Annotated in this window: 25 protein-coding genes; 11 read left to right on the top strand and 14 right to left on the bottom strand. The window is 61.8% G+C overall.

Annotation, left to right across the window (positions count from 1 at the left end; translation table 11 throughout):
• Positions 1–45: 45 nt before the first annotated feature.
• Positions 46–861, top strand: coding sequence for a siderophore-interacting protein (locus CPI83_RS28405; RefSeq protein WP_019746297.1), 816 nt, complete (start codon positions 46–48; stop codon positions 859–861).
• 9 nt (positions 862–870) lie between these two features.
• Here the strand turns inward: CPI83_RS28405 and CPI83_RS31270 are convergent, their stop codons facing one another.
• The gene (locus tag CPI83_RS31270) at positions 871–1,299 is read right to left on the bottom strand and encodes a hypothetical protein (RefSeq protein WP_230091052.1); all 429 of its coding nucleotides are present in this window, start codon (positions 1,297–1,299) and stop codon (positions 871–873) included.
• Positions 1,300–1,414: 115 nt separating this feature from the next.
• On the opposite strand from CPI83_RS31270, the gene CPI83_RS28420 reads away from it, so the two are divergent.
• Positions 1,415–2,371, top strand: coding sequence for a proline dehydrogenase family protein (locus CPI83_RS28420; RefSeq protein WP_097388080.1), 957 nt, complete (start codon positions 1,415–1,417; stop codon positions 2,369–2,371).
• A gap of 60 nt (positions 2,372–2,431) precedes the next feature.
• On the opposite strand, the gene CPI83_RS28425 is transcribed toward CPI83_RS28420, so the two are convergent.
• The 3 genes from CPI83_RS28425 to CPI83_RS28435 all read right to left on the bottom strand — a co-directional run bounded on the left by CPI83_RS28425 (position 2,432) and on the right by CPI83_RS28435 (position 5,827).
• Positions 2,432–2,875 (bottom strand): SRPBCC family protein, encoded by a 444-nt coding sequence (locus tag CPI83_RS28425; RefSeq protein ID WP_019746286.1) that lies wholly within the window; start codon positions 2,873–2,875, stop codon positions 2,432–2,434.
• 3 nt (positions 2,876–2,878) lie between these two features.
• Positions 2,879–4,432 carry a succinic semialdehyde dehydrogenase gene (locus tag CPI83_RS28430; RefSeq protein ID WP_003943578.1) on the bottom strand — a complete coding sequence of 518 codons (1,554 nt, stop codon included), beginning with the start codon at positions 4,430–4,432 and terminating at the stop codon, positions 2,879–2,881.
• Positions 4,433–4,510: 78 nt separating this feature from the next.
• A complete protein-coding gene (locus CPI83_RS28435; RefSeq protein ID WP_021332663.1) occupies positions 4,511–5,827 on the bottom strand; it encodes an MFS transporter in 1,317 nt (438 codons plus the stop codon).
• A gap of 71 nt (positions 5,828–5,898) precedes the next feature.
• Here CPI83_RS28435 and CPI83_RS28440 point away from each other — a divergent pair, with 71 nt between their 5' ends.
• Together CPI83_RS28440 and CPI83_RS28445 are read left to right on the top strand one after the other, a co-directional pair.
• Positions 5,899–6,870: a helix-turn-helix domain-containing protein gene (locus CPI83_RS28440; RefSeq protein ID WP_097388081.1), complete on the top strand. Its 972-nt coding sequence runs from the start codon at positions 5,899–5,901 to the stop codon at positions 6,868–6,870.
• A 30-nt stretch (positions 6,871–6,900) separates the two neighbouring features.
• The gene (locus tag CPI83_RS28445) at positions 6,901–7,278 is read left to right on the top strand and encodes a DUF5313 family protein (RefSeq protein ID WP_003943558.1); all 378 of its coding nucleotides are present in this window, start codon (positions 6,901–6,903) and stop codon (positions 7,276–7,278) included.
• 7 nt (positions 7,279–7,285) lie between these two features.
• Here CPI83_RS28445 and CPI83_RS28450 read toward each other — a convergent pair whose 3' ends face one another.
• A complete protein-coding gene (locus CPI83_RS28450) occupies positions 7,286–9,037 on the bottom strand; it encodes an oleate hydratase (RefSeq protein WP_306305300.1) in 1,752 nt (583 codons plus the stop codon).
• 22 nt (positions 9,038–9,059) lie between these two features.
• A complete protein-coding gene (locus CPI83_RS28455; RefSeq protein ID WP_060938731.1) occupies positions 9,060–9,986 on the bottom strand; it encodes a TetR family transcriptional regulator in 927 nt (308 codons plus the stop codon).
• Between the two features lie 115 nt (positions 9,987–10,101).
• On the opposite strand from CPI83_RS28455, the gene CPI83_RS28460 reads away from it, so the two are divergent.
• The 3 genes from CPI83_RS28460 to CPI83_RS28470 all read left to right on the top strand — a co-directional run bounded on the left by CPI83_RS28460 (position 10,102) and on the right by CPI83_RS28470 (position 14,528).
• Positions 10,102–11,055 (top strand): cyclase family protein, encoded by a 954-nt coding sequence (locus tag CPI83_RS28460; protein WP_003943547.1) that lies wholly within the window; start codon positions 10,102–10,104, stop codon positions 11,053–11,055.
• Positions 11,052–12,701 carry a long-chain fatty acid--CoA ligase gene (locus CPI83_RS28465; protein WP_029254129.1) on the top strand — a complete coding sequence of 550 codons (1,650 nt, stop codon included), beginning with the start codon at positions 11,052–11,054 and terminating at the stop codon, positions 12,699–12,701. Before CPI83_RS28460 ends, CPI83_RS28465 begins: the two co-directional genes overlap by 4 nt.
• Before the next feature lie 378 nt (positions 12,702–13,079).
• The gene (locus CPI83_RS28470; RefSeq protein WP_097388082.1) at positions 13,080–14,528 is read left to right on the top strand and encodes a histidine-type phosphatase; all 1,449 of its coding nucleotides are present in this window, start codon (positions 13,080–13,082) and stop codon (positions 14,526–14,528) included.
• Here the strand turns inward: CPI83_RS28470 and CPI83_RS28475 are convergent.
• Together CPI83_RS28475 and CPI83_RS28480 are read right to left on the bottom strand one after the other, a co-directional pair.
• The gene (locus CPI83_RS28475) at positions 14,474–14,857 is read right to left on the bottom strand and encodes a helix-turn-helix transcriptional regulator (RefSeq protein WP_021332657.1); all 384 of its coding nucleotides are present in this window, start codon (positions 14,855–14,857) and stop codon (positions 14,474–14,476) included. The two genes, CPI83_RS28470 and CPI83_RS28475, sit on opposite strands and share 55 nt — an antisense overlap.
• A 168-nt stretch (positions 14,858–15,025) precedes the next feature.
• Positions 15,026–15,484 carry a hypothetical protein gene (locus tag CPI83_RS28480; protein ID WP_019746277.1) on the bottom strand — a complete coding sequence of 153 codons (459 nt, stop codon included), beginning with the start codon at positions 15,482–15,484 and terminating at the stop codon, positions 15,026–15,028.
• A 170-nt stretch (positions 15,485–15,654) separates the two neighbouring features.
• Between CPI83_RS28480 and CPI83_RS28485 the strand changes: the two genes are divergently transcribed.
• The gene (locus CPI83_RS28485) at positions 15,655–16,551 is read left to right on the top strand and encodes an oxygenase MpaB family protein (RefSeq protein ID WP_029537326.1); all 897 of its coding nucleotides are present in this window, start codon (positions 15,655–15,657) and stop codon (positions 16,549–16,551) included.
• Between the two features lie 182 nt (positions 16,552–16,733).
• Here CPI83_RS28485 and CPI83_RS28490 read toward each other — a convergent pair whose 3' ends face one another.
• Positions 16,734–17,198, bottom strand: a complete 465-nt coding sequence (locus tag CPI83_RS28490; protein ID WP_097388083.1) for a GNAT family N-acetyltransferase — start codon at positions 17,196–17,198, stop codon at positions 16,734–16,736.
• A 150-nt stretch (positions 17,199–17,348) separates the two neighbouring features.
• Here CPI83_RS28490 and CPI83_RS28495 point away from each other — a divergent pair, with 150 nt between their 5' ends.
• Positions 17,349–17,924, top strand: coding sequence for a hypothetical protein (locus CPI83_RS28495; protein ID WP_232816822.1), 576 nt, complete (start codon positions 17,349–17,351; stop codon positions 17,922–17,924).
• A 10-nt stretch (positions 17,925–17,934) separates the two neighbouring features.
• Here the strand turns inward: CPI83_RS28495 and CPI83_RS28500 are convergent, their stop codons facing one another.
• The 3 genes from CPI83_RS28500 to CPI83_RS28510 are packed head-to-tail and all read right to left on the bottom strand — an operon-like array spanning position 17,935 to position 21,305.
• A complete protein-coding gene (locus CPI83_RS28500; protein WP_097388084.1) occupies positions 17,935–18,870 on the bottom strand; it encodes a tyrosine-protein phosphatase in 936 nt (311 codons plus the stop codon).
• A gap of 51 nt (positions 18,871–18,921) precedes the next feature.
• Positions 18,922–20,085, bottom strand: a complete 1,164-nt coding sequence (locus tag CPI83_RS28505) for a hypothetical protein (RefSeq protein ID WP_020968030.1) — start codon at positions 20,083–20,085, stop codon at positions 18,922–18,924.
• Positions 20,082–21,305: a phosphotransferase family protein gene (locus CPI83_RS28510; RefSeq protein WP_097388270.1), complete on the bottom strand. Its 1,224-nt coding sequence runs from the start codon at positions 21,303–21,305 to the stop codon at positions 20,082–20,084. Before CPI83_RS28510 ends, CPI83_RS28505 begins: the two co-directional genes overlap by 4 nt.
• 124 nt (positions 21,306–21,429) lie before the next feature.
• On the opposite strand from CPI83_RS28510, the gene CPI83_RS28515 reads away from it, so the two are divergent.
• Positions 21,430–22,050 (top strand): TetR/AcrR family transcriptional regulator, encoded by a 621-nt coding sequence (locus tag CPI83_RS28515; protein WP_041814434.1) that lies wholly within the window; start codon positions 21,430–21,432, stop codon positions 22,048–22,050.
• Here CPI83_RS28515 and CPI83_RS28520 read toward each other — a convergent pair.
• Positions 22,047–23,033 (bottom strand): DUF2332 domain-containing protein, encoded by a 987-nt coding sequence (locus tag CPI83_RS28520; protein WP_097388085.1) that lies wholly within the window; start codon positions 23,031–23,033, stop codon positions 22,047–22,049. The genes CPI83_RS28515 and CPI83_RS28520 overlap by 4 nt on opposite strands.
• A 72-nt stretch (positions 23,034–23,105) precedes the next feature.
• On the opposite strand from CPI83_RS28520, the gene rraA reads away from it, so the two are divergent.
• Positions 23,106–23,582 (top strand): ribonuclease E activity regulator RraA, encoded by a 477-nt coding sequence (rraA, locus tag CPI83_RS28525; RefSeq protein ID WP_003943552.1) that lies wholly within the window; start codon positions 23,106–23,108, stop codon positions 23,580–23,582.
• Between the two features lie 15 nt (positions 23,583–23,597).
• Here rraA and CPI83_RS28530 read toward each other — a convergent pair whose 3' ends face one another.
• The gene (locus CPI83_RS28530; RefSeq protein WP_003943569.1) at positions 23,598–23,825 is read right to left on the bottom strand and encodes an RNA-binding S4 domain-containing protein; all 228 of its coding nucleotides are present in this window, start codon (positions 23,823–23,825) and stop codon (positions 23,598–23,600) included.
• Between the last annotated feature and the right edge of the window lie 88 nt (positions 23,826–23,913).

Genomic DNA, 23,913 nt, shown 5'->3' on the forward strand with positions numbered 1-23,913 from the left:
AGCATCTGTCTCCACTTCGACACGCAGGACCAATAGGGTCGAGGCATGTCTTTCTGCGAACCCGCCCGCGTTGTCACCGTCACGTCCCTGACCCCGCACATGCGGCGAATCAGCATCGAGGCAGAAGGTGACTGGCACTGGCCGACCGGCGGACAAGGCGACGAGCGCATCGATATTGCGTTCCCGAAACCCGGTGAAACAGAAGCAGATTACGACTACTTCAACAATCCCGACTACGGCAAGGCCGATCTCGGAACCGAGCCACCGTGGCGGCACTACACCGTGCGCAAGGTGCACGACGGCGGCCGACGTCTGGACATCGACTTCGTCGTGCACCCTGGCGGTATTGCAGCGGATTGGGCCCTGCGGGCCGAACCAGGTCACCTACTAGGCGTCTTCTGGTCGGACAGTTCGCGGTCCCACTACCAAGCACCGGCGGGTCCTCGCTGGCAGCTGCTGGTCGCAGACGCCACGGGTCTCCCCGGACTGGGCAGGATTGTCGAAGAACTTCGAGAGGGCGATGTCGCACAGGCGATCATCGAGGTCGAAACCGAAGAGGATCGACAGGAATTTGTCACTCGCGGCGACGTCACGTACACGTGGCTCGTGGGGAGTGGTCTCGGAAAGGCGCCGAGCGCACTGTTCGAAGCTGTGGAGAAGGTCGAGTTTCCCGAATCCGAATCGGCCGACATCTACGCGTGGGTGGCGTGCGAAAGCGCAACCAGCCGTCGTATTCGTAAGCATCTGAGGGAAGTTCGAGGAATTGCTCGCGACAAGCACAATGTTGTCGGGTACTGGCGAGAGGGCGCCGACGGTCACGTTTCCGGCATGAACAGCGAGGAAGTCACCGTCGGCGCCTGAGCGCCGTGATCACTCTGCCGGCAGTGTGTCGGTAGATTCTGCGTGAGCCTGCTGCACGTCAGCCGGCTTTTCCGCCAGCATCTCGAACAGTGCACGGCGTGCCTCGGCAAGAATTGCCTCTGCCTTGGCGACCTGCTCAGCGGTCCCACCTGCGGCTACCGCGACAGCGGCACCTCGGAGTAGACCCATCGCGGGACGGAGCGCTGCGCCGGCTTCACCGAAGTGAGGGCGGCCGTGTCCACGCTGGTCGGGACGACCGTGTCCGCGCTGACCTTCGCGACCGCGTCGGCCTTCGGGGCGTCCTTCTGCTCGGTCTTCGAAGCGACCCTCGGGGCGCTCTCCATCGAATCCTCGACGGAAACCGTGTCCACGATGCGGGCCTCGGCGGCCATGCTCGCGACGTTCTTGCATTTCTGGGTTGTTGTGTGGGGCGTACATGTTGTCCTCCTGGACTGTCTGTGTTTGTTTGACGTATCGACGATATATCGACAATAGATCGAACGCAAGGGTCCGGAGAATAATTCCCGCACCCTCGTCCGGATACGCTGAAGCCGTGAACACGGATCTACAAGCCCAGGCCGCCGACGTCCTACGCCGCCTCGCACTCGACGAATCCCTGAAAGAACACACCATGGCGGACGCTGCAACGGCAGCACTCGCACGGAAAGTGGCCGCTCGCTACATCGGCGGCGAAACCATCGACGACGCCTTCGATCGTCTTCCCTCGATCTTCGCCCGAGGGCACAAGGCGAGCATCGAATACACCGGGGAAAGCGTCCGGGATCCCGAGCTCGCGAACGCCGAAACCGACGTTTTCGTGGAACTGGCGGAACGAATCGGCACGTCGGGTGTCGAGAGCACCGTGTCGTTCGACCTCTCGCACATCGGCTTGGTAATCGATCCGGAGCAGTGCTTTCGCAATGTCGTGCGCCTGGCCGAGGCCACGGAACGCGCAGGTGCCGAGCTGATCATCTCCGCCGAAGCGTCCGATCGCACCGACCTGGTCCTCGACATGCACGCGCGACTGGCCGAGCGCTTCACTCACGTGGGGATCACTGTTCAGGCCCGACTGCACCGGACCGCAAAGGATCTCGCCGCTCTGCTGGACCGACCCGGCCGCATCCGTCTCGTGAAGGGCGCCTTCCTCGAAGCCGAATCCGTCGCCTACCCGCGCGGTAGTGCCGAACTGCGCAGCGCGTATCTCGACTACGCTGCCCGAACTGTCGAATCGGGTCACCAGGTTTCCATCGCGACGCATGACCGCGACATTCTCGAAGCATTACGCGCCGAGCATGATTCGAAGCTCAGAGCCGACCACGTGGAGTTCGAGATGCTGCTCGGTCTCGGTACCGAGCAACTGGACACACTCCGAGCCGCGGGCTTCACCACGCGTGAATACGTCATCTTCGGAACACAGTGGTGGCTGTACGTACTCAATCGCATCGCCGAAGAGCCGGAGCGTGTCTACACCGCGCTCGTCGACGCCGCGCTTGTCACCACTGCAAACTGATCCGCAGCAACACAAGTGGGGCTGCACTCGATTCGAGTGCAGCCCCACTTGTGTATGTTTCTAGCTCTCCAGAAACGCCTTGATGCGCGCCAGAGTGGTTTCCATTCCGGTCTGCATCAGCTGATCTCGACCCCGACCGAGCAGGCCGCTACCCGACATCATGCGGACGTAAAGCGCAGGCGTCGCATAGATTTCACGAGTCTCGGTAAGCACAGTGCCCGTTCCCGAAGGCTCGAGCACGTACGTCCACCGAGCCTTCGGCTCGTCCGATTCGAAGGAGAACTTCCGGCAGTCGACCACGTCGACCACCGTGCAGTGCGTGCTCCACCGAATCAGGCCGTGCTTGTTGGTGCCCTTGAACTTTGCACCCACAGTGCCCGGAGTTCCGGAAGTCCATGTTCCACCGGTGTTTTCAGGGCTGAAGCGACCCATACCTTCGATGTCGCTGACAACCTTCCACACCGATACCGGAGTTGCCTCGATGTACGCGCTGGCGGTTTCCACCCGTTACCGGCCCGGAACCCAGGACATGATCTTGATGGCGTGAGGCATGAGCTTTGCCCACACCTTGGCCGGAAGTCCGCGCGGTCCACCGAGATTCATGACGCGGGTGGTGGCAACGGTCTGCGGCTCGGTGTACTTGATCAGCCCCTCGGCGCCGTGACGACGACCGACGCCCGAGACACCCATGCCGCCCATCGGTGCTGCGGTGCTGCCCCAGGTGGGTGCGTAACCCTCGTCGACGTTGACGGTGCCGGCGTGGATGCGCGCTGCGATGGCTTCGCCGGCAGCCTTGCTTCCCGCCCACACACTGGCGTTGAGGCCGTACTCGGTGTCGTTGGCCGCAGCGATGGCCTCTTCGACGTCCTTGACGGGGTAGATCGAGACGAGCGGCCCGAAGGTCTCGTCGCGGTAGCACTCGGCGTCTTCGGGAACCCCGGTGAGCAGCGTGGGCTCGTAGAACAGCGGTCCGATGTCCGGGCGGGCCTTGCCGCCGGCAATGACGGTGGCGCCCTTGACCACTGCGTCGTCGACATGCGCGGAGATTGCCTTGACCTGGGCCTCGGAGACGAGGCTGCCCATCTCGATTCCGAATTCGTAACCAGCGGCGAGGTTCATCTTCTTGACGCGGTCACCGAACATACGGATGAACTCGGGTGCGATGGACTCTTCGACGTAGATGCGCTCGATGGAGATGCACAGCTGACCGGAGTTGGAGAAGCACGCACGCACAGCGGCGTCGGTGACCTCGCGCAGGTCTGCGCCGGCCGCGACGATCATCGGGTTCTTGCCACCGAGTTCGGCGGAGAAGCCGATCAGTCGACGGCCGGCCTGCTCGGCGAGGAGCTGACCGGTCGCGGTGGAACCGGTGAACATGAGGTAGTCGGTGTTCTCGACCAACGCGGTGCCCACGACGGAGCCCGGTCCGGGAACCACGGCGAAGAGGTCGCGGGGCAGTCCCGCCTTGTAGAGCAGCTCGACGCAGGCGAGCGCGCAGTACGGCGTCTGGCTGTCCGGCTTGAGGACAACGGCATTGCCCGCGAGCAGCGCGGCGATGGCGTCGGACACGGCCAGCGTCATCGGGTAGTTCCACGGCGAGATGACGCCGACGACACCCTTGGGCTGGTAGCGGACGACGGTCTTCGTCAGACCCGGGAGCATGCCGGAGACGCGACGCGGGCGCAGCAGCTTCGGCGCCACACGTGCGTAGTGACGCGACGTCATCGAGATGTCGAGGACTTCTTCCTGAGCTGCGGTACGCGACTTTCCGGTCTCGGCCTGAGCCATGTCCATGAGGGCGTCGCGGTTCTCGAGGATGAGGTCGCGGTAGCGGTGGAAGACGGCGGCGCGGTCGAGGACGGAGCGCTTGGCCCATTCCTTCTGGGCGACGCGGGCACGGGCGATGGCCGCAAGTGCGTCGTCGGCGGTGCCGACGGGGATGGTCGCCAGCTCCTTGCCGGTGAACACCTCGGTGATGGACTTCGTCGGGCGATCGGCAACATTGTCGATGGCGATCAGATCGGCGAGCCGCGAGAAGGTCGCAGCGGACGGAGCAGGCATTTCAGTACCCCTACTGGTGAGTAGTTCTTGGAGTTACACACAACTTACCCCGTCGCTGGTACCGATCACAGTGCCGAATCAGACAGAGTCAACCAATACTGCCTCTTTCGGACGTTTTGCGATCAACAACGACATGACTGCAGCGATCGCGCAGAGCGCGCCGGCCACCAAGAAGGCAGCGTCGTACGAGCCGATCTGATCACGAACGAGGCCGGCCAAGAAGGCCACCAGACCTGCACCGATCTGGTGCGATGCCAGCACCCAACCGAACACGATGGGGGCGTCGGCGCCGAAGTGTTGACGGCACAGCGCGACCGTCGGCGGAACCGTCGCCACCCAGTCGAGCCCGTAGAAGATGACAAACGCGATCATCGGCGGATTCACGGTGTTGGCGAGCAGCAGCGGCAGGAAGAGCAGCGAGATTCCGCGGAAGAGGTAGTAGATGCCGAGAAGTTTTCGCGAGTCCATCCGGTCGGTGAACCAACCCGAAGCAATGGTGCCGACCATGTCGAGGATTCCGATCAACGCCAACAGGGACGCGGCCGTCGTGATCGGCATTCCGTGATCGTGCGACGCCGGGACGAAGTGCGTTCCGATCAGGCCGTTGGTGCTCGCGCCGCAGATCGCGAAGGTACCGGCGAGAAGCCAGAACACCTTGGTCTTCGACGCCATCACCAGCACCGAGATCGCCCGGCCTCCGGCGCCGCCGCGCTGGTAGACAGGCTTGGCGGGTGGGGCGTAATCGGCGGGCGCGCCGTACGGCGTCGTTCCCACGTCTGACGGATAGTTACGCAGGAACAGCAGAACGAACGGCACGACGGCCAGTGCGGCAAACGAAACTGTGAAGGCGACGCTCTTCCAGTCGTACGTTTCCGCGAGCTTCGCCAGGACGGGCAGGAACACCAGCTGACCGGCAGCACCACCGGCCGTCAGGATGCCGGTCACGAGACCACGCTTTTCGACGAACCAGCGATCGACGACGGTGGCGACAAACGCCAGCGCCATCGAACCCGTACCGAGGCCGACGAACACACCCCACAGCAGAATGAGCTGCCAACTCGAGGTCATGAAGATCGTGAGACCACTGCCGAGCGAGATGAGCGCCAACGCCGAAGTGACGACCGCCCGGATACCGAACCTTTCCATCAGGGCAGCGGCGAACGGCGAGGTCAGCCCGTACAGGATCAGGTTGACCGAGACGGCGGCCGAGATGCTGGCGCGCGACCACCCGAAATCCTCGTGCAGCGGATCGATCAGCACCGATGGGGCAGCGCGGAAGCTCGCCGCACCGACCAATGCCAGGAATGCCACGATCGCGACGGACCACGCGCGGTGAAAGCGCGGGGGGCTCACCTGCTGCGGGCCCGATTCGGGGAGAGCGGTCTCAGAAGTCACAGAGAGAATTCTGCAGTTCGGATTCGATCGAGAACAGTGGCCAGATTGCCAATATATGAAAGGATCGAGCCATGTCTGGTCCGCATCGCGTCGTCGTACTGGCTCTGAACGGAGTCATTCCCTTCGAGCTCGGGATCCCCGCGCGTATCTTCGGGCGTGCCATCGACGTCGAGGATCGGCCGCTGTACGAGATCCTGACGTGCACCGTCGACGGCAATCCCGTGCAGACCGACGCTGACTTCAGCATTTCGGTCGACCATGGGAGCGAGTTGCTCGCCACCGCCGACACCGTCGTCATCCCCGCGTCGTACGAATTGGGCCCGGCCTTCGACGAGGGTTATCTCTCCCCCGAATTGACCGCAGCATTCGAACACATCCGCCCGGGGACCCGGCTGGTCTCGATCTGCACCGGTTCGTACATCCTCGCCGCGGCCGGTTTGCTCGACGGACTCCGTGCCACGACGCATTGGCGCAACACCGACCATTTCCAGCGTGTCTATCCCAAGGTGAACGTGGATCCCGACGTGCTGTTCGTCGACGAAGGCCACATCCTGACCTCGGCCGGCGTGGCGTCAGGCGTCGATCTCTGTCTGCACATCGTCAGACGCGACCACGGCATGGAAGTGGCGAACACCGTCGCGAGGCGTTGCGTCGTACCGCCGTGGCGCGACGGTGGTCAAGCGCAGTACATCCGCCGCCCACTGGCTGACAAGCCTTCGGAATCGACTGCCGACGCTCGGCACTGGGCCCTCGAACATCTCGGCGATCCGATCACGCTGGCAGACCTGGCGACGCGTGCCAACATGAGCGTCCGCACCTTCAGCCGTCGATTCCGCGACGAAGTCGGAACCACACCGAACCGCTGGTTGACCAGCAGACGCGTCGATCGGGCACGTGAATTGCTGGAGGAATCCGATCTGTCGATCGATGCAATTGCAGCTCGAACCGGCTTCGGGACCGCGACATCGATGCGTCAACACATGAACGAGGCGCTCGGCGTTTCACCGAGCGCCTACCGACGCACGTTCAAGGCACCGGCGTAAGCGGCAGTACCAGGCACTATCCTGGAGGCCATGGCCGAACAGACTCGCCCGAACTTCCCCCAGTACTGCGGATACCTCCTGGGGAAGACGCTCCCCGACCGGTACCAGGACTGGGTGCGGAACGATCTGGTCGGACCGGGTGCGCAGGCTCGCTACATCATTCGTTTCACCGTGCCGGCGACGCTGATTCTTCTGCTGTTCCTGTTGATTCCGGGACCGATCTGGATTCCCTTGGCCATGATGGCCTTGTTGCTCATCCCGCTCGCGTACTTCGTCGTGGCGCTCGGGACCATCTACCGCCGTCACCGACTGCTGAGCCACGGACTCGATCCCGAATTGCTCGACGAGAAGGCCCAGCGCCGTGCCGATCGCACTCGCGAGGACTACGAGAAGCGGCACGGTCGCTGAGCACCCCTCAGCGGAACATCGTCACTGCGGCCTTGGCGAGGACCTTCGGATCCTTCTCGTAGTGATGCATCTTGGTGAGCTTGTCTTCCGGAATCCCCAGGAACTTGTAGACGGCCACCTGAGCGCAGCGCACCGAGTACTGCTCGGTGAACACCATGTCGAACGGCAACTCCGCGAACTGACTGATGAAGGCCAGGTTCTTGGAGTGCTTCGGCACCACCAGCGGCCGGTCGCCGACGGCTCGCCGATTGAACAGCGCACTGGCGTAAGGCATGTGGCTGGGAATCGAATTCACGACGCTGTCCATAATCTCTTGTCGGCGCGCGGCGAGCGCACCGCTCTCGTCGAGTGCCTCGAGATGCCCGAGAGTCTCTTCCAGCATTTCCCGGCCGGTCATCTCGATGAACGGCTTCTTCACGTAATCTCCGTCCTTGCGCGGGAACAGACAGTAACCCCAGAAGACTCCTTCGTTCTCCTTCTGCGCGTGGTAGTGCGGCTGATGGTGAACCACGATCGACAGAAGCACGTTCGAGTCCACGAACGTGTTGAGTGCATTTCCGGGGAGCTGCTTGGTGATTCGGGAAATCTCGTTGATGAGCTCGTGTGACGAAGTGGTGACGGTGAAGCTGGTCCACTCACTCTGCGCCCGGTCCCCGAAGAACTTGTCGGGATTCCCGAGATCGTAGAAATGCTCGGTGGCCTGCTTCCACAGCAGCGCACTCGGCGCGTATCTCATGTCTTCGACGATCGGAGTATCCAGATCGCCGATCGACGAACTGTCGGTGATGCTGCCGTTGGTGTCGAAGACGAAATCGCCTTCCGCCACGTCGATTCGGCCCTTCTCGCCGGTGCGGACGTTCTCGTAATCGAGTCCCGTCACGATGATCTCGTCTCGAAGCGGGGTGTCCTTGAACACGAACTCCGTGATCTTCAGTTCGTTGACGAACTTCACGCCCTTACCTTCGAGGAAGGTCCGCATCGGCAAGATGATGCTCTCGTACTGGTTGTACGGGGACCTGGTGACACCCGCAAGCGTCTGAATGCGGCTGAACTCGAGAATCATTCGGTTCATGTACCGGCGAAGCTCCATCGCCGAACTCACCCGCTTGAAAGCGAAAGTGGTCTCCCACATGTACCAGAAGTTGGTGGTGAAGAAGTGCGGAGTGTCCTCGAACCACTGCTCGATGCTGATGTCGTCGAGTTTTGCCTCGTCCGACTCCGGCATCGTCATCAGCTTCGTCAACAAGTACCGGTCCTTGTTGTCGAATTGCATGTGCTTGTAATCGTTCTCGCCCTTGTTGCGAATACCGTCTCGGTCGATCAACCGTGCGACGTCATGCGTGGGGTGCGCGTGGTCGAAGTCGAGAATGTCATCCGTCACCGACTTTCCCGGGTTGTCCAGCGACGGAACCGCACTCAATACGTCCCAGAGGTTCTCGTAGGTTTCCTCGTTGAGCATGCGGCCGCCGCGGTTGATGAAACCCGCGTCGTTACCGAGTTCGCGATGGCCGTACTGGTGCTGAAACGTAGCGGCGGATTCGCCGTCGTTCGCTCCGTGCATGTCCAGGCCCATGATGGTGATGTCCTCACCGTTCCACTCACCGTCTCGAATCAGATAGACGGCAGCCGAGAGGTTTCCGATGCCGGCACCGATCATGTAGGCCTTGTGAGACAGATTGGAAGACATTGGGTTTCGTTCCTTACTCGAGTCGCGGTACGGATACCTTCCAAGCATGGACCCGTTTGCCCGCAGGCGCATCACCCGAACCGGATGACGTCCGTCACGGTCGCTGAAGGCGCACCAGATCCAGCGCAAAACGCGCGTAGTCGCGTGCAATTTCCTCGGGGGTTTGTGGTCCGCTCGGCCGATACCATTGCGCGACAGAGACACACATCACGACAATCGCACGCGCGGCCTGTCGCGGCCGATCCGTCTCGAACACACCGGCGGCGATTCCGTCGTCCACTTGCTTCGTCATCAACCATTGCTGGTAGTTGCGTGATTCCGTGATGCGCAACCTGTTCTCGGCTGTGAGACTGCGCATTTCGCTGGCGCCGAGGAATCCTTGATCACGCCGATAGATATGGAACAAGGTCACACATTCGACAAGGAAAGCCAATCTTTCGTCGGGACTTTCGCCCTCTTCGATAGCCGCCAACGATCTCGTGTTCAGTTCAGCCATGGTGAGGTCGAGAATTTCGGCCAACATCTGTTGCTTACTGGAATAGTGGTGATACAGACCCGGAACACTCATCTGCGCACGTTTGGCGATCTCACGCATCGCAGCGCCGTGATATCCGGTCTTCACCATCTCCGCGAGCGCGGCAGCCAACACCGGATCGAACGAACTCGGACCGAACCTTCGCCACTCGTTCGGGCGAAAATGTGCGTCCGGGTCGGCGTCGTCGCCTCCCCATCGCGGCTGTTCCGGCGGACGCACTATCGCAGCCGGGAGCAGAGCGTCGAAACGCACTCCGAGAATCCCGCCGATTGCCGCCAACCGGTCGACGCTGACTCTGGTCTTTCCGGTCTCGACAGCGCTGAGGGTAGCCGGGCTGACATCGAGACGCCTGGCCAATTCACGCAGCGAGAGCCCGCTGTGACGCCGCGCTTGCCGGATCGACGCCCCGATCAGGACAGCATTCTCAAATTCGGTCACAGTGTTCAGTATTGCCGAACATAGGATTTCCAACAATGCGATGACCACGGAAATCTATGAACGTGTTGAATACTAGTTATCGGCCTGAACATGATGTGGATCACAAAGACCCAGGTCCGCCCGAGCGATCGTTCGGTGTCGGTAGCGAGAGGATCGAATCACCATGACCGAGGCGCCATATCTTGGAGAACTCCTGCGCGACGCACCCAGCAACTGGGGCAAGTGGGGAGAGTCCGACGAGGTCGGTTCACTGAACTACCTCGACGCCGGACAGGTGCTTCGCGGCGTCGGAACCATCAAGCAGGGTTCCGTGTTCACACTCCAACGTCTTATCGGCGATCCCAAGGGTGATCCGGTCTGGCCGGGCCGGAGCCCCGCCGAGCGCACACAGATCTTCGACGAGAGCAGCTGGGACGGCGACGACGCCCCCAACTTCCCCGGCGGCCTGCATTACGCGGACGACAAGATCGACGCATTCCTGCAGGGCTCGACGCAGTACGACGCACTCGGCCACGTCTGGTACGACGGCGCCCTGTGGAACGGATACTCGGCTGATACCACTGTCGGCGGCCTGGAGAAGGCCAGCGTCGAACCGATTGCCGACCGCGGCGTCGTCGGACGCGCAGTACTTCTCGACATGGCGAAGTTCCGCGGCAAGGAAAACCTCGACAAGGCCGAAACCTTCACGCACCATGATCTTTTGGCCTGTGCCGAAGCGCAGGGCGTCACCATCGAGAAGCGTGACATTCTCGTCATCCGCACCAACTTCCTCAAGCTGTTCTTCGACCAGGGCGAAGCCTTCTACGAGGGATTCTGCGAGCCCGGCTTGATCTACAGCCCCGAACTCGTCCAGTGGTTCCAGGACATGGAGATTCCGAACCTCGTCACCGACACCATTGCCAACGAGGTCACCACCGACCCCGAAAACGGTGTGGCACTGGTTCTCCACAACGCATTGATGCGCAATCTCGGTGTCGTGTTCACCGAGATCTGCGATCTGGAGAAGCTGGCCGCGGACTGCGCGTCCGACGGCCAGTACACGTTCTTGTACGTCGCCGCACCGCTCAAGGTTGCCAAGGCCAGCGGCTCTCCCGTGAATCCGGTTGCCATCAAATGACATACGAAGATCGCCCTTGGTTGGCGTTGTACCGCAACGACGTTCCCCCCGACATCGACGTCGAACAGCCCACAATGCTCGAATTGTTGGCAGCGGCGGTCCGCTCTGATCCGGACGCCACGGCCGTGAAGTACTTCGACGGTCAACTCAGTTTCGCCGAACTGGATCAGCAGAGTGACGCCCTGGCCCGCGCACTACGAGCAGGTGGTCTGACGAAGGGAGACCGTGTCGCACTCTTCCTGCAGAACGTTCCGCAATTCGTGCTCGCCCTCGCCGGAATCTGGAAAGCCGGCGGCGTCGCAGTCTCGATCAATCCCATGAGCCGTGAACGAGAACTGGGATACCAACTCGAAGATTCCGGAGCAGCGGTTCTGATCGCTCTCGAGGGGCTCTACGAGTCCGTCGGCCGCAACGTCGTCTCCGACTCGCCGGTCAGGCGAGTCATCACCACCTCGGAACTCGAGTACCAAAGCCGCAACGATCCACGGGTTTTCGACGGAATCGTGAAGAAGGATCTCGGTACCGACGATCTCGCGACGCTGATCGACCAGCATCGTCTCGGCGATCCGATCACTACCGACGCTGCACCGGAAGACATTGCGGTACTGACCTATACGTCGGGGACCACAGGTCCGCCCAAGGGAGCGATGACCTCTCACGCGAACATGACCTTCAACGCCCAGGTCTACCGTGACTGGCTGGGGCTCACCCCGAAAGACACGGTTCTCGGCGTCGCACCGCTCTTCCACATCACGGGGTTGATCGGTCACATCGCGGTGTCCGTCTTGGCGAGAATGCCGCTGGTGCTTGCCTACCGCTTCCAGCCCGAGGTGATGCTCGACGCGATTCGTGAGCACCGCCCGACATTCACAGTCGGCGCCATCACTGCGTTCACCGCACTGCTCAACACTCCGGGTTGCGCGCCCGAAGACTTCACCTCCATGCGGTTGCTGTATTCCGGCGGCGCACCCATCTCGCCGACAGCCGCCGAGGCAGTCCGCGCCATGACCGGTGCTGCGCTGCACAACATCTACGGGCTGACCGAGACCACGTCGCCCACTCACGCCGTTCCCGTCGGGGCGGACACGCCCGTCGACCCCACGTCCGGGGCACTGTCCGTTGGCGTTCCAGTACCCAACACCGTGGTCCGCATCGAAGACGAGGGCGGTGCGGTCCTGCCGATCGGAGAGATCGGCGAATTGGTCGTCCGTGGTCCACAGGTGGTGCGCGGTTACTGGAACAAGCCGGAGGAGAGTGCGTCGGCCATTCGCGACGGGTGGTTCCACACCGGCGACGTCGGTTTCATGGACGAAGCCGGCTGGTTCTACGTCGTCGACCGTAAGAAGGACATGATCATTGCGTCCGGCTACAAGGTGTGGCCACGCGAGGTCGAGGACGTTCTTGCCGAGCACCCCGCAGTCCGTGAGGCGGCAGTCGTCGGGATCGCCGACGAATACCGCGGTGAGACGGTGAAGGCGTTTGTCAGCCTCGTCGCGGGGGCCTCGGTGACGCCGGAAGACTTGATCGATCACTGCAAGCAGCGGATGGCGGCGTACAAGTACCCACGCTCCGTGGTGCTGGTGGAGGAACTGCCCAAGACCGTCACGGGCAAGATCTTGCGACGGGAGCTGCGCACGACCTCCTGATCACAGGGCAGCGGGCGGACTTCACGGTCCGCCTGCTGTCTGATCGCGCACAGTTTTAGGTCGACCACGCAATCGGGGTAATGGAACAGTAATATGTGCTGAGTACCCACGGACAAACGGGAGACATCAGTGAGCAAGTTCGGACGTAAGAAGCAGCCCACGCCCAAGAGCTACCAGTGGCTGGCCATGACCCTCATCGCGTTGTCGCTCTCCGTGTCGATCGGGATTGCCGCCAAACCCTCCTGAGCTCCGCGAATCCGAAACTTGTAACCCCGCGTCCATCTGCACATGGGCAAATAGGTGCAATTCGGACGCTTAGCTGTTCTAACTTTCCTTCCGTCGTGTCACCTCGGCACCGACGGAGAGGATCAACTCACCATGCGAAGCTCACGCTTCGGCGTGCTGGCTGCTGCCGGCGCTGTCGGACTCGTGCTTGTCACCAGCAGCGTCCAGTCCATCGCCACGGCGTCACCGTTCGGTTCGCTCGACGCCGGTTCGAGTTCCGGTTCGACAGAGACACCGACCGTCAGCGACGGCGGCTTCACGTCCAAGACGCCCTACACTCCCGGTCAGCGCATCGCCGACTATCAGGCGCCGCCGACCGGATACATCCCGGTGTACACGGAAAGTGTTGCGCGCCATGGTTCCAGAGCACTGTCGAGCCTGAAGTACGACGACCTGAGCCTGCAGCTGTGGGAAATCGCCGAAGCCGAGAACGCATTGACACCCGTCGGCAAGGAATTCGGCCCGGCGCTTCGTGATCTCATGGACGCCAACAAGAAGCTGGGGTACGGCAACCTCAGCGGACTCGGGGTGGCCGAACATCGGCAGCTCGGAGCGCGCGTCACCGAGCGCCTCCCTCAATTGTTCGACGCCATCGCAGCGCAACAGGGCACCATCACTTTGACTTCGTCGGGCGTCGACCGTGCCGTGGACAGCGCCGAGAACTTCGCTCAGGGCCTGACCGGTGCGTTTCCGGCCGTCGCCGGCGATGTTGCGCCAGTGACCACGGATGCCGACCTTCTCTACTTCCACGACTCGGATGCAAACGCCGACTACAAGGACTACGAAGAGTCCGATCCTCGACTGAAAGCCGTCGACGACCAGATCGCCGATCTTCCCCGCACCCGCGAGGTCTCGCGGCACATGATGCTCAGGCTCTACTCGGAGGACTTCGTGAACCGGCTGAGTGCGGGCGAGTTCTCACTCGTCGACCGTGGCAAGGGCTCCAGCACGATCGACAACGAGGTCGACGCCGCGTACATGCTGTACAACACGTACATCATCACTCCGGGCATGGCCGAAGAAGGCACGTGGAATTTCGAGCGGTTCATCGACTCCGACGACGCTCAGTGGCTCGCGTACACGAACGACGCCGAGGACTACTACGCCAAGGGCCCTGGCTTCACCGGTGAAGACGTCACCTACCGGATGGCAACCGTCCTGCGCGACGAGTTCCTGCGCGGGTTGCAGGAACACACCGGCGACGCCGCCGTGCCGGGAGCGGACTTCCGATTTGCACACGCAGAAACGATCATCCCCTTCGCTGCGCTCCTGAAACTGCCGGGAAGCACCGCCTCGCAGGCCGAGGGCGATCTCTACACCTACGCGAACAACCCCTGGCGCGGAGCGAATGTCAGCCCGATGGCCGCCAACGTGCAGTGGGACGTCTACGCCGGACCGGACGGTGAGCGGCTGGTCCGAATGCTCTACAACGAGCGCGAGACAGCATTTGCTGCCCCGTGCGCTCCGGTGAGCGTCGGGAGTTTCTTCTACACGCCGGACGAACTGGCCCGCTGCCTACCGGAGATTTCACCGGCGGCCTGAGGTCCGGCAACTCGGGATCCAGCCAGCGGTCGACGAGGGCGCGCCCATGCCTGGTGCAACGCCAGCATGCGCGCCTTCTCGTCGTCTTCCATCAACAAGGCGTCGCAGATACGTACGATGACCGGAGCCGAAACACCAACGGACGTACCCTGTTCCAATCGCTGATAGTGATTGAAACTGATGTCGGCAATCTGCGCGACATCACGCCGACTGAGTCCGTGCATGCGGCGAGCACCCTCGCAGCGCATGCCGACCATTTCGGGCGCAAGACTGTTTCGTTTCTCGACGAGCATCTGGCTCATCAACTGACGCGCGCTCGACCCATTCACGTCGCCACCTTTTCCATCCCTGAAATATGCTTTCAACTAACACGTTTCAGAATATGGGATGGGACGGACACGGCGGTATCTCCGAGATGACAGATAATCACGCGATACCGCCAACCCTGTGCCCGTTCAGGCTGTGACGATCAGGCTGCGACGATCAGGCTATGACGATCAGGCTATGAACCTGCCGATCGTCGGATTCGACTGGCAGATGGGACTACTGCCCCAATTGATCGAACCGAACGCCGTCGCAACGACATTGCCGACGCCGGTGTTCACCGTGGCAGAGAGATACGGGTACGCCCCTACCAGGTCCACGATTCCGGACTTACCCGTGTCTGTGTTGACCCACGCAACGGTCACCTGACCCGCCGCCGGAATGGGCGCGGCTGCCGGGAACGAATCGAAGCGAATATCACCCTTGGCGATGGGCGGATTGGACTCTGGTCCGGACTGGCCGGTGAGCCCGGTCAACGAGGCCAGTGACCCCTGATTCGGGCACCCGATGGTGACGGCGGCGCCGCCGAAAGGGTGGGGCGGATCAGCCGAGGCGACTCCGGCGAACATGACGCTCGCGGCAATCGGTAATCCGATGGCCGCAAAAACCCCGGCCGTGCGTGTGACGCTCATAGCTGCTCCTCGGGTCGACAACACTTTCCGGATACCCCTGGTACAACGCCCGAAACGATGGAAAGTCGACTATTCACACCCCTAGACAACGCGTGTTGTCAGAACTACAGTCGGTGGTGCAGCTCACACCTACCTCTGCAGCGCGCAGACCAGTCCCAGGGAGTGTTCAGATGAAGCGCTACGACCTCCGCAGTCGCACGGATCGACTCGATCCCGAAACCGATTACGAAGAGATGTCGCGCATTCTCGCGGCGCAGGAGTTTCCCTGGGACATCAATCAGGCGCTCAGCTTCGCCCTTTTTCGCACGTACGCGGTCCCGTCCATCGGCAAGCTCCTCTTCTCGACGGGCGAGTTCACCGACAAGGTTCAAAAGCGCTACGACGACACCAGCCTGATCCTCGATGCCATCCTCGAGCACGGCCTCAGCAGCACCGAAGGCCGCAAGAGCGTGCGTCGAATGAATCAGATGCACGGTTCTTACGACATCTCCAACGACGACATGCTCTACGTTCTGGCCACCTTTGTCGTCACGCCGGTCAGATGGCTCGACGAGTACGGCTGGCGGAAGATGACCGACAACGAGATCGTCGGGTCGACGAACTATTACCGCCACCTGGGTCGGTACATGAACATCAAGGACACTCCTGACACCTACGAGGGGTTCGTCAAACTTCTCGACGACTATGAGCGCGAACACTTTTCATTCGACTCCGGAGCGCGGGCCGTCGCTGATTCCACCCTCGACCTGATGTGCACCTTCCCGCCCAACAACCTGGCGCCGAAGGCTCTGGTCAAGGGATTCGCGTTCGCCCTCATGGACGATCACCTACTCGACGCCTTCCACTACAAGCACCCGAGCACCGCGATGCGCGTCGTCTCACGCGGCGCGCTGAAGGTCCGCGCGCGTCTGCTGCGGTTCTTCCCGGTGCGTACGAAGCGGAAATTCGCCCGCGAGCTGCCCAACATCCGCAGCTACCCGAGCGGTTACAAGGTCGAAGACCTCGGCACCTTCCCCACGGGATGCCCGGTCAAGCACCTGCAGGCAGACCAGCAGGCCCAAGCGTAGACGCGTTGGGATACATCAGATTCACGGACGAGTTTGTCTGCGGGACGTTCAGGAGGCGATGGTCATGATTCCGATACCGCCGTACGGACTCGGTGACAGTTGGAAGATCTGGACTCCCTGGCTGGTTCCCATCGTGGAGTGGTGGAACTCCTGGCACCCTGCGCTGGGCTGAATCGCCTTTCTCAGGCCTGAATGAGGGAGGAGTCGCGACCAGTACGACGCAGAGTGATCAATTCGTGGTTCGTCTCGGCGTCGTGTCGGCGCCCCTCTTCTTCGAACTCCATCAGCGCATAGAACCTGCGGGCGCGATCGTTGAGGGTGTAAACCTCGAGTGTCACCTCGTCGTGCATGGTGGTGGCGTGTTCGACCAACGCCCTCCCGACTCCCAACCCCTGTGATGCCGGCGCGACGAACAGTCCCCCGATTTCGGAGCCGATCATTCCCAACAGGCCAACAACTTCGGAGTTGTGCTCAGCCACCCAATTGTCGGCCTGAATCAGATAGACCTCTCGCATCTTCTGCTCCCGCTCACCGGTCCCCTCGCTTGCAAGGAATGGATGGGCTTCACGGGCAGCGCGCGACCACAGGTCGACGACCACATCCTCATCCGAGGGTAGGTAGCGGCGAATGATCAGATCCTGGTTCACAATCCGACCATACCCTCCGGCATCAGAGAGATAGCCGGCGCTGAAAGTGACCAATTCTCGGTTCAACGCACGACGGCCTCGACGTAACCCAGTGGCAACAATTCCATTCGTTGCCACCCCACAATTACTGCCTTGTGCAAGGGTTGTCCGATGACTGACGGTGATCCGACAACTGCGCGCGGAGGTCCGGCATCCTGGTGGAAGGTGATGGCAGTTGTCATCGCAGTGCTTGTCGCTCTCACATGCGGCGTCATCGTGTGGTCCTTTATGCCGCCGGTTGTGTACTTTCCATTCTTTGCGCTCGCCGCCTCAGTGTTACTCGGTTTGGGTGGAGTGTGGTTGATACTCAGCCTGATTGGCTGGATGAAGTACAAAACCCTGCGTTTGAGCACGATCGCGCCGGTGATAGTCCTCGTCACCGGCGCGCTCGTGACCTTGTCCGTCCCCTCGCGTGTTGCGTTTGCATTGTCGAAAGATTCGCTCGAAGCAGTGGCCGCGGATTGCCAGAAGTCGTTGGACAACCGAACAATTGGCGTCTACCGGGTCCTGCAGGTCTGGCCCGTCGGCAACGGGTGCCGCTTCCACATCGAGGGCGGTCTGATCGATTCGATCGGACTGGCGTACTTACCCGACGGCGCACCATATCTCGGCAAGCCCCGCCGCGACGGCGAGATCGGATACCAGGAGTTCGACGGCGACTGGTACTCGTTCGTTCAAGCGTTTTAGCGGCGCGCAACTAGTCGACGAGCTTGGCCTTCAGAAGTGCGATCGTGTCCGCAGTGAGTCCGAGACCTTCGGTGAGATAACCGTCGACGGTTCCGTAATCGCTGGCTATCTGCGCGAGTCCAGCTTCCAGGTACGACGCATCGACACCGAGGGCCGGCTCGAGATTGGTCGCTACCTGCGGGCTCAGAGCCTGAGAGATCTGCGCAAGGATCTTCTCGTTGGTCGCCTGAAGGTAGGTGTTGCTCAACAGATAGTCGTCCATGATCGTCTGGGCGGGGACACCCGCGATGGTCTGCAGCAACATCGCGGTCCAACCCGTGCGGTCCTTACCTGAAGTGCAATGGAACAACTGCACCCCGTCACCAGCAGCGATGTCCGAGAGAACCTGCTTGAAGCCGGCACGGCGCACAGGGTCGGTGACAAAACTGCGGTTGGTGTCGACCAAGAACTGCTTGGCCTCTTCCGGCGACTTGATCGTTGTGGCGAGCTGAGTGAGATCCTTGAACTCGATGGGGATGTTCGTGTACGTCACACCGTCCGGGAGCCTGTCCGCGCCACCGATGAACGGGTTGGAGATCTCGGTTGAACCGCGGAGGTCATAGGCGTCGGCAAGTCCGAGGCCGGTGAGCGTCGCCTTGTCTGCGTCGCTGGTCGCGGTCAGCGCATTGGACCGGTAGATGACGCCGCGCTTGAGGTGCGAGCCGTCGACGGTGGCGTATCCCCTACCGTCATTGCCGGCGACGTCGCGAAAGTTGGCCACGGAGGCCAAGTTCGGTGTCGGCGCGAGCACAGGATCGAGCGAGCCGAGATCGACCGATCCCGTGTTGAGAGAGCCCAAGTCGAGCGGGATGGCCGTGGCGGGAGCGGCAAACAACAGGCCTCCGGTGACAACAAGTGCGGCGGCCTTCGCAGTGCGAGCGAACAATATTCGTGAGCGTGTGGACATGTGGCAGTACCTCTCTCTGTAGTTTGGGATTTGTGGTTTGGTGAGCTGGAGTTACGGTGCGACGTCACCGATTCCGGTGAACCCGTATCGCTGGTGGGGTCCAATGACTGCTACCTCGAACAGTCCTGTCCCGGTGCGAGTTACGCCGTCTTCTACAAGGGTGAACCGGGCCAAGTTGTCGACCGGGCACAGCATCTTCTTCCACGGTTCGATGTCCGAAACCTTCTCTCGCAGGCCCTGAACCACCAGTTCTCCCTGCCACATCCCGTGGCGCCAATCCTGCTCGAGTCCGTAGCCCGTACCGACACCGATGTAGTTGGGCAGAATCGGTTCGCAGGTTATCTCCAGGATGTGGTCGGATTCTCCTGGTGCACCGGGACGCCGGAAGTACAGAGTTCCGCTCTTCACCTCGCGGGTGCCGGAAATGAAGGTGAGCTGGTGGTCCGGTCGACCCAACCACTCCGGCTCGCGCGAACGATCCGCCCAGACGCGTGTCGCATCCTCCAGAATTCGGCGTCCCTGCTGATCCTCTTGAACGACCGTGACGACGGTGAAGTCCCCGAATTGCATGATCGAGTAGATCCAGAAGAAGTTCTGACTACCGGCGATCGACGGATCCGCCTTGCGTCCAGGAGGTTCCGCCTCGCCGACCGGTCGAACACCCCAGGATCGATCGCGATTACCCCGCCACGTCTCCGGGGTGACCGGGATGACGTCGCCGTCGACGGTCAGGGATCCGGACCATGTTCCGGTCTGCACGAATCGTTGCGTGTCGAAGGTGACTCGTTCGAGCTGGCGATGGAAATGTCTGGCCTCGAGATTGGCGGGGCCGTCGGACTCGAAGGTGAGGTCGAAGCTCAGGTCCGGCGCTTCGGGACTCGGGTCCAACACCACCCGCAGACGGTGCAGACCCTCGATGATCTCGATCCTCAACGGGCCTACTGAAAGGTCCATACGATCGTCACCCAAGGCGCGGGATGCCCGGAAGACGATATGGTCGTCGCCGCGCCGAAGAACCGCAAAGCCGTCGCACACACCAAGATTGGGGTACTGACCGAGACCGATGATGAGAAACAGCGGCTCGCTGTCGCCGTCGACGCCAGCATGGCAGTTGAAGTAGTAACGGTCGTAGAAGTTTCGATCCGAGGTGCCCACGTGGCGGATGGTCTCGGCGATCTGATGTACCGGGTAGTCGTCGAGCGGGGACAGTGTCATCGTGCATCTCCTGTTGCGGCCGACGCTGTTGTGAGCGTGGCTGTAGCGAGCGATTCCCAATAGGTGCCGTCGAGCATGGCTTCGAGTGTCTTGTGGTGCAGGATCATCTCGTCCGGGTTGGCGGGGAATTCCGCCTGACCGAAAGCCACTGCGCGACTTTGGACTCGGAACATGATCACCGCATGCCGCAACGCGGCGTACACGATGTAGAAATCTAGATCCGCAACCTGGTGGCCGGAAAGCGAGCCGTAGGCCTCTGCCACGTCCTCGCGACGAAGGAAATCCGGCATTCCGGGGAGTCCGGCCATGGCAGCGAGATCCTCGAAGAACCTGTGCTGGAAGATCATCCAGCCGAGGTCCAGCTCACGCGGCCCCATTGTGGCCATCTCCCAGTCGAGGACCGCCGCCGGTTCGAAGTCGCGGTAGATGACGTTTCCGATCCGCGAGTCACCCCAGCAGAGCACTGCGGAACCGGCATCGGCGGGAAAATTCGCTTCGATCCAGTCGAAGCCGCGCTCGATCAACGGAGATCCCGGTCCGTCGGCTGTTGCCCACTCGTAGTAGCGTCGCTGGTCCTCGATGTGCGAGCGAAGTGCTTCTGCCCCAGTCGGTTCGGCACCATCGCGGCACAACTCGGGGAGAGCGAGGTGTGGATCGGCCATAGCGTGCAACTCCGCCAGCACTCGGACCGAGGACTGCTGGAGCCGAGAACAGTCGGCCGCTGAAGCCTCCGAGAGCCAGGATCCGAACGTGTACGGCATGACGTCTGGCGGGATTTCGCCGTCGCGCCGTTCCATCACGAAGAACTCGCCGCCGAGCGCGTCCGGGTTGCTCTCGGACCAGTACACGCGCGGGATCGGCACCGACGTATGAGCTGCGACGGCGCTCATGACCCGAAACTGCTGGTCCAGGTTGTACGACGGGAAGATCGGCACCGCACTGTCTCGCGGGGCGATGCGGGCGACCAGGCGATGCTCGGCTCGAACCCCGTCCTCGATCCACGTCGCATCGAACAGCACGGTCTCGTTGGACATGCCGTTCGCAGCTGGCACCTCGACCGAGGTCACGGAAGGTTTCGAGCCTCGCCACAGCACGCTCGCGAGCCAGCCTTCGAGGCTGCGTCGCATCTCTGCCGGGTCATTGCGGGATTCGCCGGGCCTGGCGAATTCGGCGTAGTCGGGATCTCCGCCTGAGGTTTCTGTTTCGGTTCGAAGGTTCATCACCACTCCTCGTGGTTCGGTGGCGCCGATGCGCACGTGCCGATAGTCGATACAATATGTATCGACTAAAGCCGTGACAGAATGTAACGGCCATCACAGCGATACCGCAAGGGATTTGCCCAAAATGTCCAAAGATTCCGAAACTCAGCACCGCCTGGGCCCGCAGCGAAACCCTGCAATCGACGACGCAGTACTGGACGCGACCAGGCAACTGTTGGAAGAAAAGGGGTACGCCGGCACATCCATCGACGCCATCGCCACGCGTGCCGGAGTGGGGCGTCCAGCCATCTACCGTCGGTGGCCGTCGAAGGCACACATCGTCAACGACGCGATCTATCCGGTACTCGACGTCGAACAGGGCGCGGACATCGACACCGAACTCGGCGCCGAGGGCACGATCGCGGATCAGATTCGCGCGCTTGTGCAGGGCGCGGTGGCACTGTTCGCCGCTCCCGCCACCCGAGCCGCGGCGCCCGGACTGATGAGCGAAGTGCGCACAAACGCGGAATTACGCGACGTTCTCGTGGTGCGGCAACTGGCCGGAGTCCGCGTCGAGCTGAACCGTCGACTGGAAGCGGCGAGGGAGCGCGGCGACATCCGAAGTGGCGTCGACGCCGACGCTCTCCTCGACATCATGGCGGGCGCGGCCATCTTCGCACTGTCGGTTCGTGACGTCTCGGACCCGGGACCGTTTGCCGATTCTCTCGCCGACATAGTGCTGAACGGCATACTTCCCAGCACCTAACCTGCTGGCGCCGTGCGGGTTTGGTCTAACCAGTCGAGGGACTGCCCATGGCCACCAGCTAGCCCGCGGGGTGTGCCGTCAAGAGAGACAACAAATTTGCCACGGCGCGACTCTGGTGATGCCGTCAACTTGGCATCGACTTCGGGCAGAACCCCAAGACCTTCGTTGGCTATCCAGTGGCATGGCAAAGCACGAACAGTTTCTGCGAATTCCTCTCTGGCAGTGAGGGTCAGATAGTTGAGGACTGCACTGTGATAGACCACGACCGTTGTGTTCTGTGGCGCACGCCGGACCAGATCGGCAACAGCCGACGTGAGATCTCCGCGAACCAGATGAGGCGGATCCACACGAGCGAGTGCCGCTGCGTCGCGCAATCGCCGCCGGCGGTGGTCCTGTTCCGGCCACACAAGACTCTCCAACCATCTCATGTCGTCGGTGTCGCCTACATCGAGTGGGTTCAGGTCGATGCCCGCCCGGTACACCACGTCTGGGACTCTCTCCGGAATTGGTGGACTGCCGGTCGTCGCACACTCCAGCAGAACGGTGGACGGACCATCGACTGGATGCAGATACTTTGTGCCGTCGTAGAGAAAGCTGTAGCGGTCAGGGTAAAGGCACAGGCCCGCCGAAGCACCGACTTCGATGAGGGAGAGCGGGCCCTTCAACAACCCGAGAACGGGAAGCAACACAGCAGCGCGGCCTGCTTCATTGGTCTGGGTAGTCCGGATCCGCGCAAGTTGTTCAACCGCAGACCAGTTCTCCCTCAGCCACCGGCGAAACGACGCATACGGCGCGACCGGTGCACCGAGGTGACGGCTCGCCCCGAATATCAGGTTGGGTTGCCTGCGGGGTTCTGGAAGTCGATCGATCAGAGCGAGGACTGCTGGATCCTCCGATACGCCGTTGCCCCATTCCTCGTAGACCTCGGAGTTCCCTCGGGCTTCCACTTCCGCGAACGATCGGTACCAGCGCGATGTGTCCACCGTCGATGTCTACCGGATGCGGCATAGGTCTGGGAACCCGTGGTCAACTCTCTGCCGACTATCCTGTGGGGCATGACCGAGCCTGTAGCGACCGCTGACCTTGCCGACGAGATCGGACCCGACATCCGTAGCTGCGACACGCAGTTCACCCAGTTCGGTGGACGTGAAGTGTTTGCCGGCCCCATCACGACCATCAAGTGCTTCCAGGACAACCTGCTCGTGAAGCAGACCCTCAGCGAACCGGGCAACGGTGGAGTCCTCGTCGTCGACGGTGACGCGAGCATCCACACCGCCCTGGTCGGCGACATCATCGCCGGCCGCGGCGTCGACAACGGCTGGGCCGGCGTCATCGTCAACGGAGCTGTCCGCGACTCGGCGATCCTGCGCACCCTCGACATCGGCGTCAAGGCGCTGGGCACCAACCCGCGCAAGAGCACTCAGACTGGTTCGGGCGAGAAGAACGTGCCGATCGAAATCGGCGGAGTCACCTTCAACCCCGGCGAGATCGTCTACAGCGACCAGGACGGCGTCGTCGTTCGCGAAAGCTAGTCAGAAGTCGCGGGATCAGGCGGGGGCTTCCACTTTGGCGGCCATCCCGCCGATCTCGACGACATCGCCGTCACGAAGCTGGCGGCCCCGACGATCTTCGACCTCACCGTTGACTGAAACCATGCCGTCGGCGATCACTTCCTTGGCCTCCGCGCCCGATTCGATGAGGTTCGCGAGCTTGAGAAACTGACCGAGCCGAATCATTTCGTCGCGGATGGGTACTGCTGGAATGTTGTCGGTCATGTCAATCATCTTCCTCCTCCCACAAAACTGGACACGACAGACCACACTTAGCGTGAGGATCTGATCGACCGGTAGGAGAGGAAGCTCG

The sequence above is a fragment of the Rhodococcus sp. H-CA8f genome (genome assembly GCF_002501585.1).
Lineage (GTDB): Bacteria > Actinomycetota > Actinomycetes > Mycobacteriales > Mycobacteriaceae > Rhodococcus_F > Rhodococcus_F erythropolis.

Bases quoted from the DNA above. Each gene is read 5' to 3' on its own strand.
- CPI83_RS28515 (WP_041814434.1), top strand. From the start codon at position 21,430: ATGTCCAAAGATTCCGAAACTCAGCACCGCCTGGGCCCGCAGCGAAAC.
- CPI83_RS28470 (WP_097388082.1), top strand. From the start codon at position 13,080: ATGCGAAGCTCACGCTTCGGCGTGCTGGCTGCTGCCGGCGCTGTCGGA.
- CPI83_RS28485 (WP_029537326.1), top strand. From the start codon at position 15,655: ATGAAGCGCTACGACCTCCGCAGTCGCACGGATCGACTCGATCCCGAA.
- CPI83_RS28450 (WP_306305300.1), bottom strand. From the start codon at position 9,037: ATGCGCCTGCGGGCAAACGGGTCCATGCTTGGAAGGTATCCGTACCGC.
- CPI83_RS28430 (WP_003943578.1), bottom strand. From the start codon at position 4,432: ATGCCTGCTCCGTCCGCTGCGACCTTCTCGCGGCTCGCCGATCTGATC.
- CPI83_RS31270 (WP_230091052.1), bottom strand. From the start codon at position 1,299: ATGTACGCCCCACACAACAACCCAGAAATGCAAGAACGTCGCGAGCAT.
- CPI83_RS28530 (WP_003943569.1), bottom strand. From the start codon at position 23,825: ATGACCGACAACATTCCAGCAGTACCCATCCGCGACGAAATGATTCGG.
- CPI83_RS28510 (WP_097388270.1), bottom strand. From the start codon at position 21,305: ATGAACCTTCGAACCGAAACAGAAACCTCAGGCGGAGATCCCGACTAC.
- CPI83_RS28465 (WP_029254129.1), top strand. From the start codon at position 11,052: ATGACATACGAAGATCGCCCTTGGTTGGCGTTGTACCGCAACGACGTT.
- CPI83_RS28505 (WP_020968030.1), bottom strand. From the start codon at position 20,085: ATGACACTGTCCCCGCTCGACGACTACCCGGTACATCAGATCGCCGAG.
- CPI83_RS28495 (WP_232816822.1), top strand. From the start codon at position 17,349: ATGACTGACGGTGATCCGACAACTGCGCGCGGAGGTCCGGCATCCTGG.
- CPI83_RS28445 (WP_003943558.1), top strand. From the start codon at position 6,901: ATGGCCGAACAGACTCGCCCGAACTTCCCCCAGTACTGCGGATACCTC.
- CPI83_RS28500 (WP_097388084.1), bottom strand. From the start codon at position 18,870: ATGTCCACACGCTCACGAATATTGTTCGCTCGCACTGCGAAGGCCGCC.
- CPI83_RS28480 (WP_019746277.1), bottom strand. From the start codon at position 15,484: ATGAGCGTCACACGCACGGCCGGGGTTTTTGCGGCCATCGGATTACCG.
- rraA (WP_003943552.1), top strand. From the start codon at position 23,106: ATGACCGAGCCTGTAGCGACCGCTGACCTTGCCGACGAGATCGGACCC.
- CPI83_RS28405 (WP_019746297.1), top strand. From the start codon at position 46: ATGTCTTTCTGCGAACCCGCCCGCGTTGTCACCGTCACGTCCCTGACC.
- CPI83_RS28440 (WP_097388081.1), top strand. From the start codon at position 5,899: ATGTCTGGTCCGCATCGCGTCGTCGTACTGGCTCTGAACGGAGTCATT.
- CPI83_RS28460 (WP_003943547.1), top strand. From the start codon at position 10,102: ATGACCGAGGCGCCATATCTTGGAGAACTCCTGCGCGACGCACCCAGC.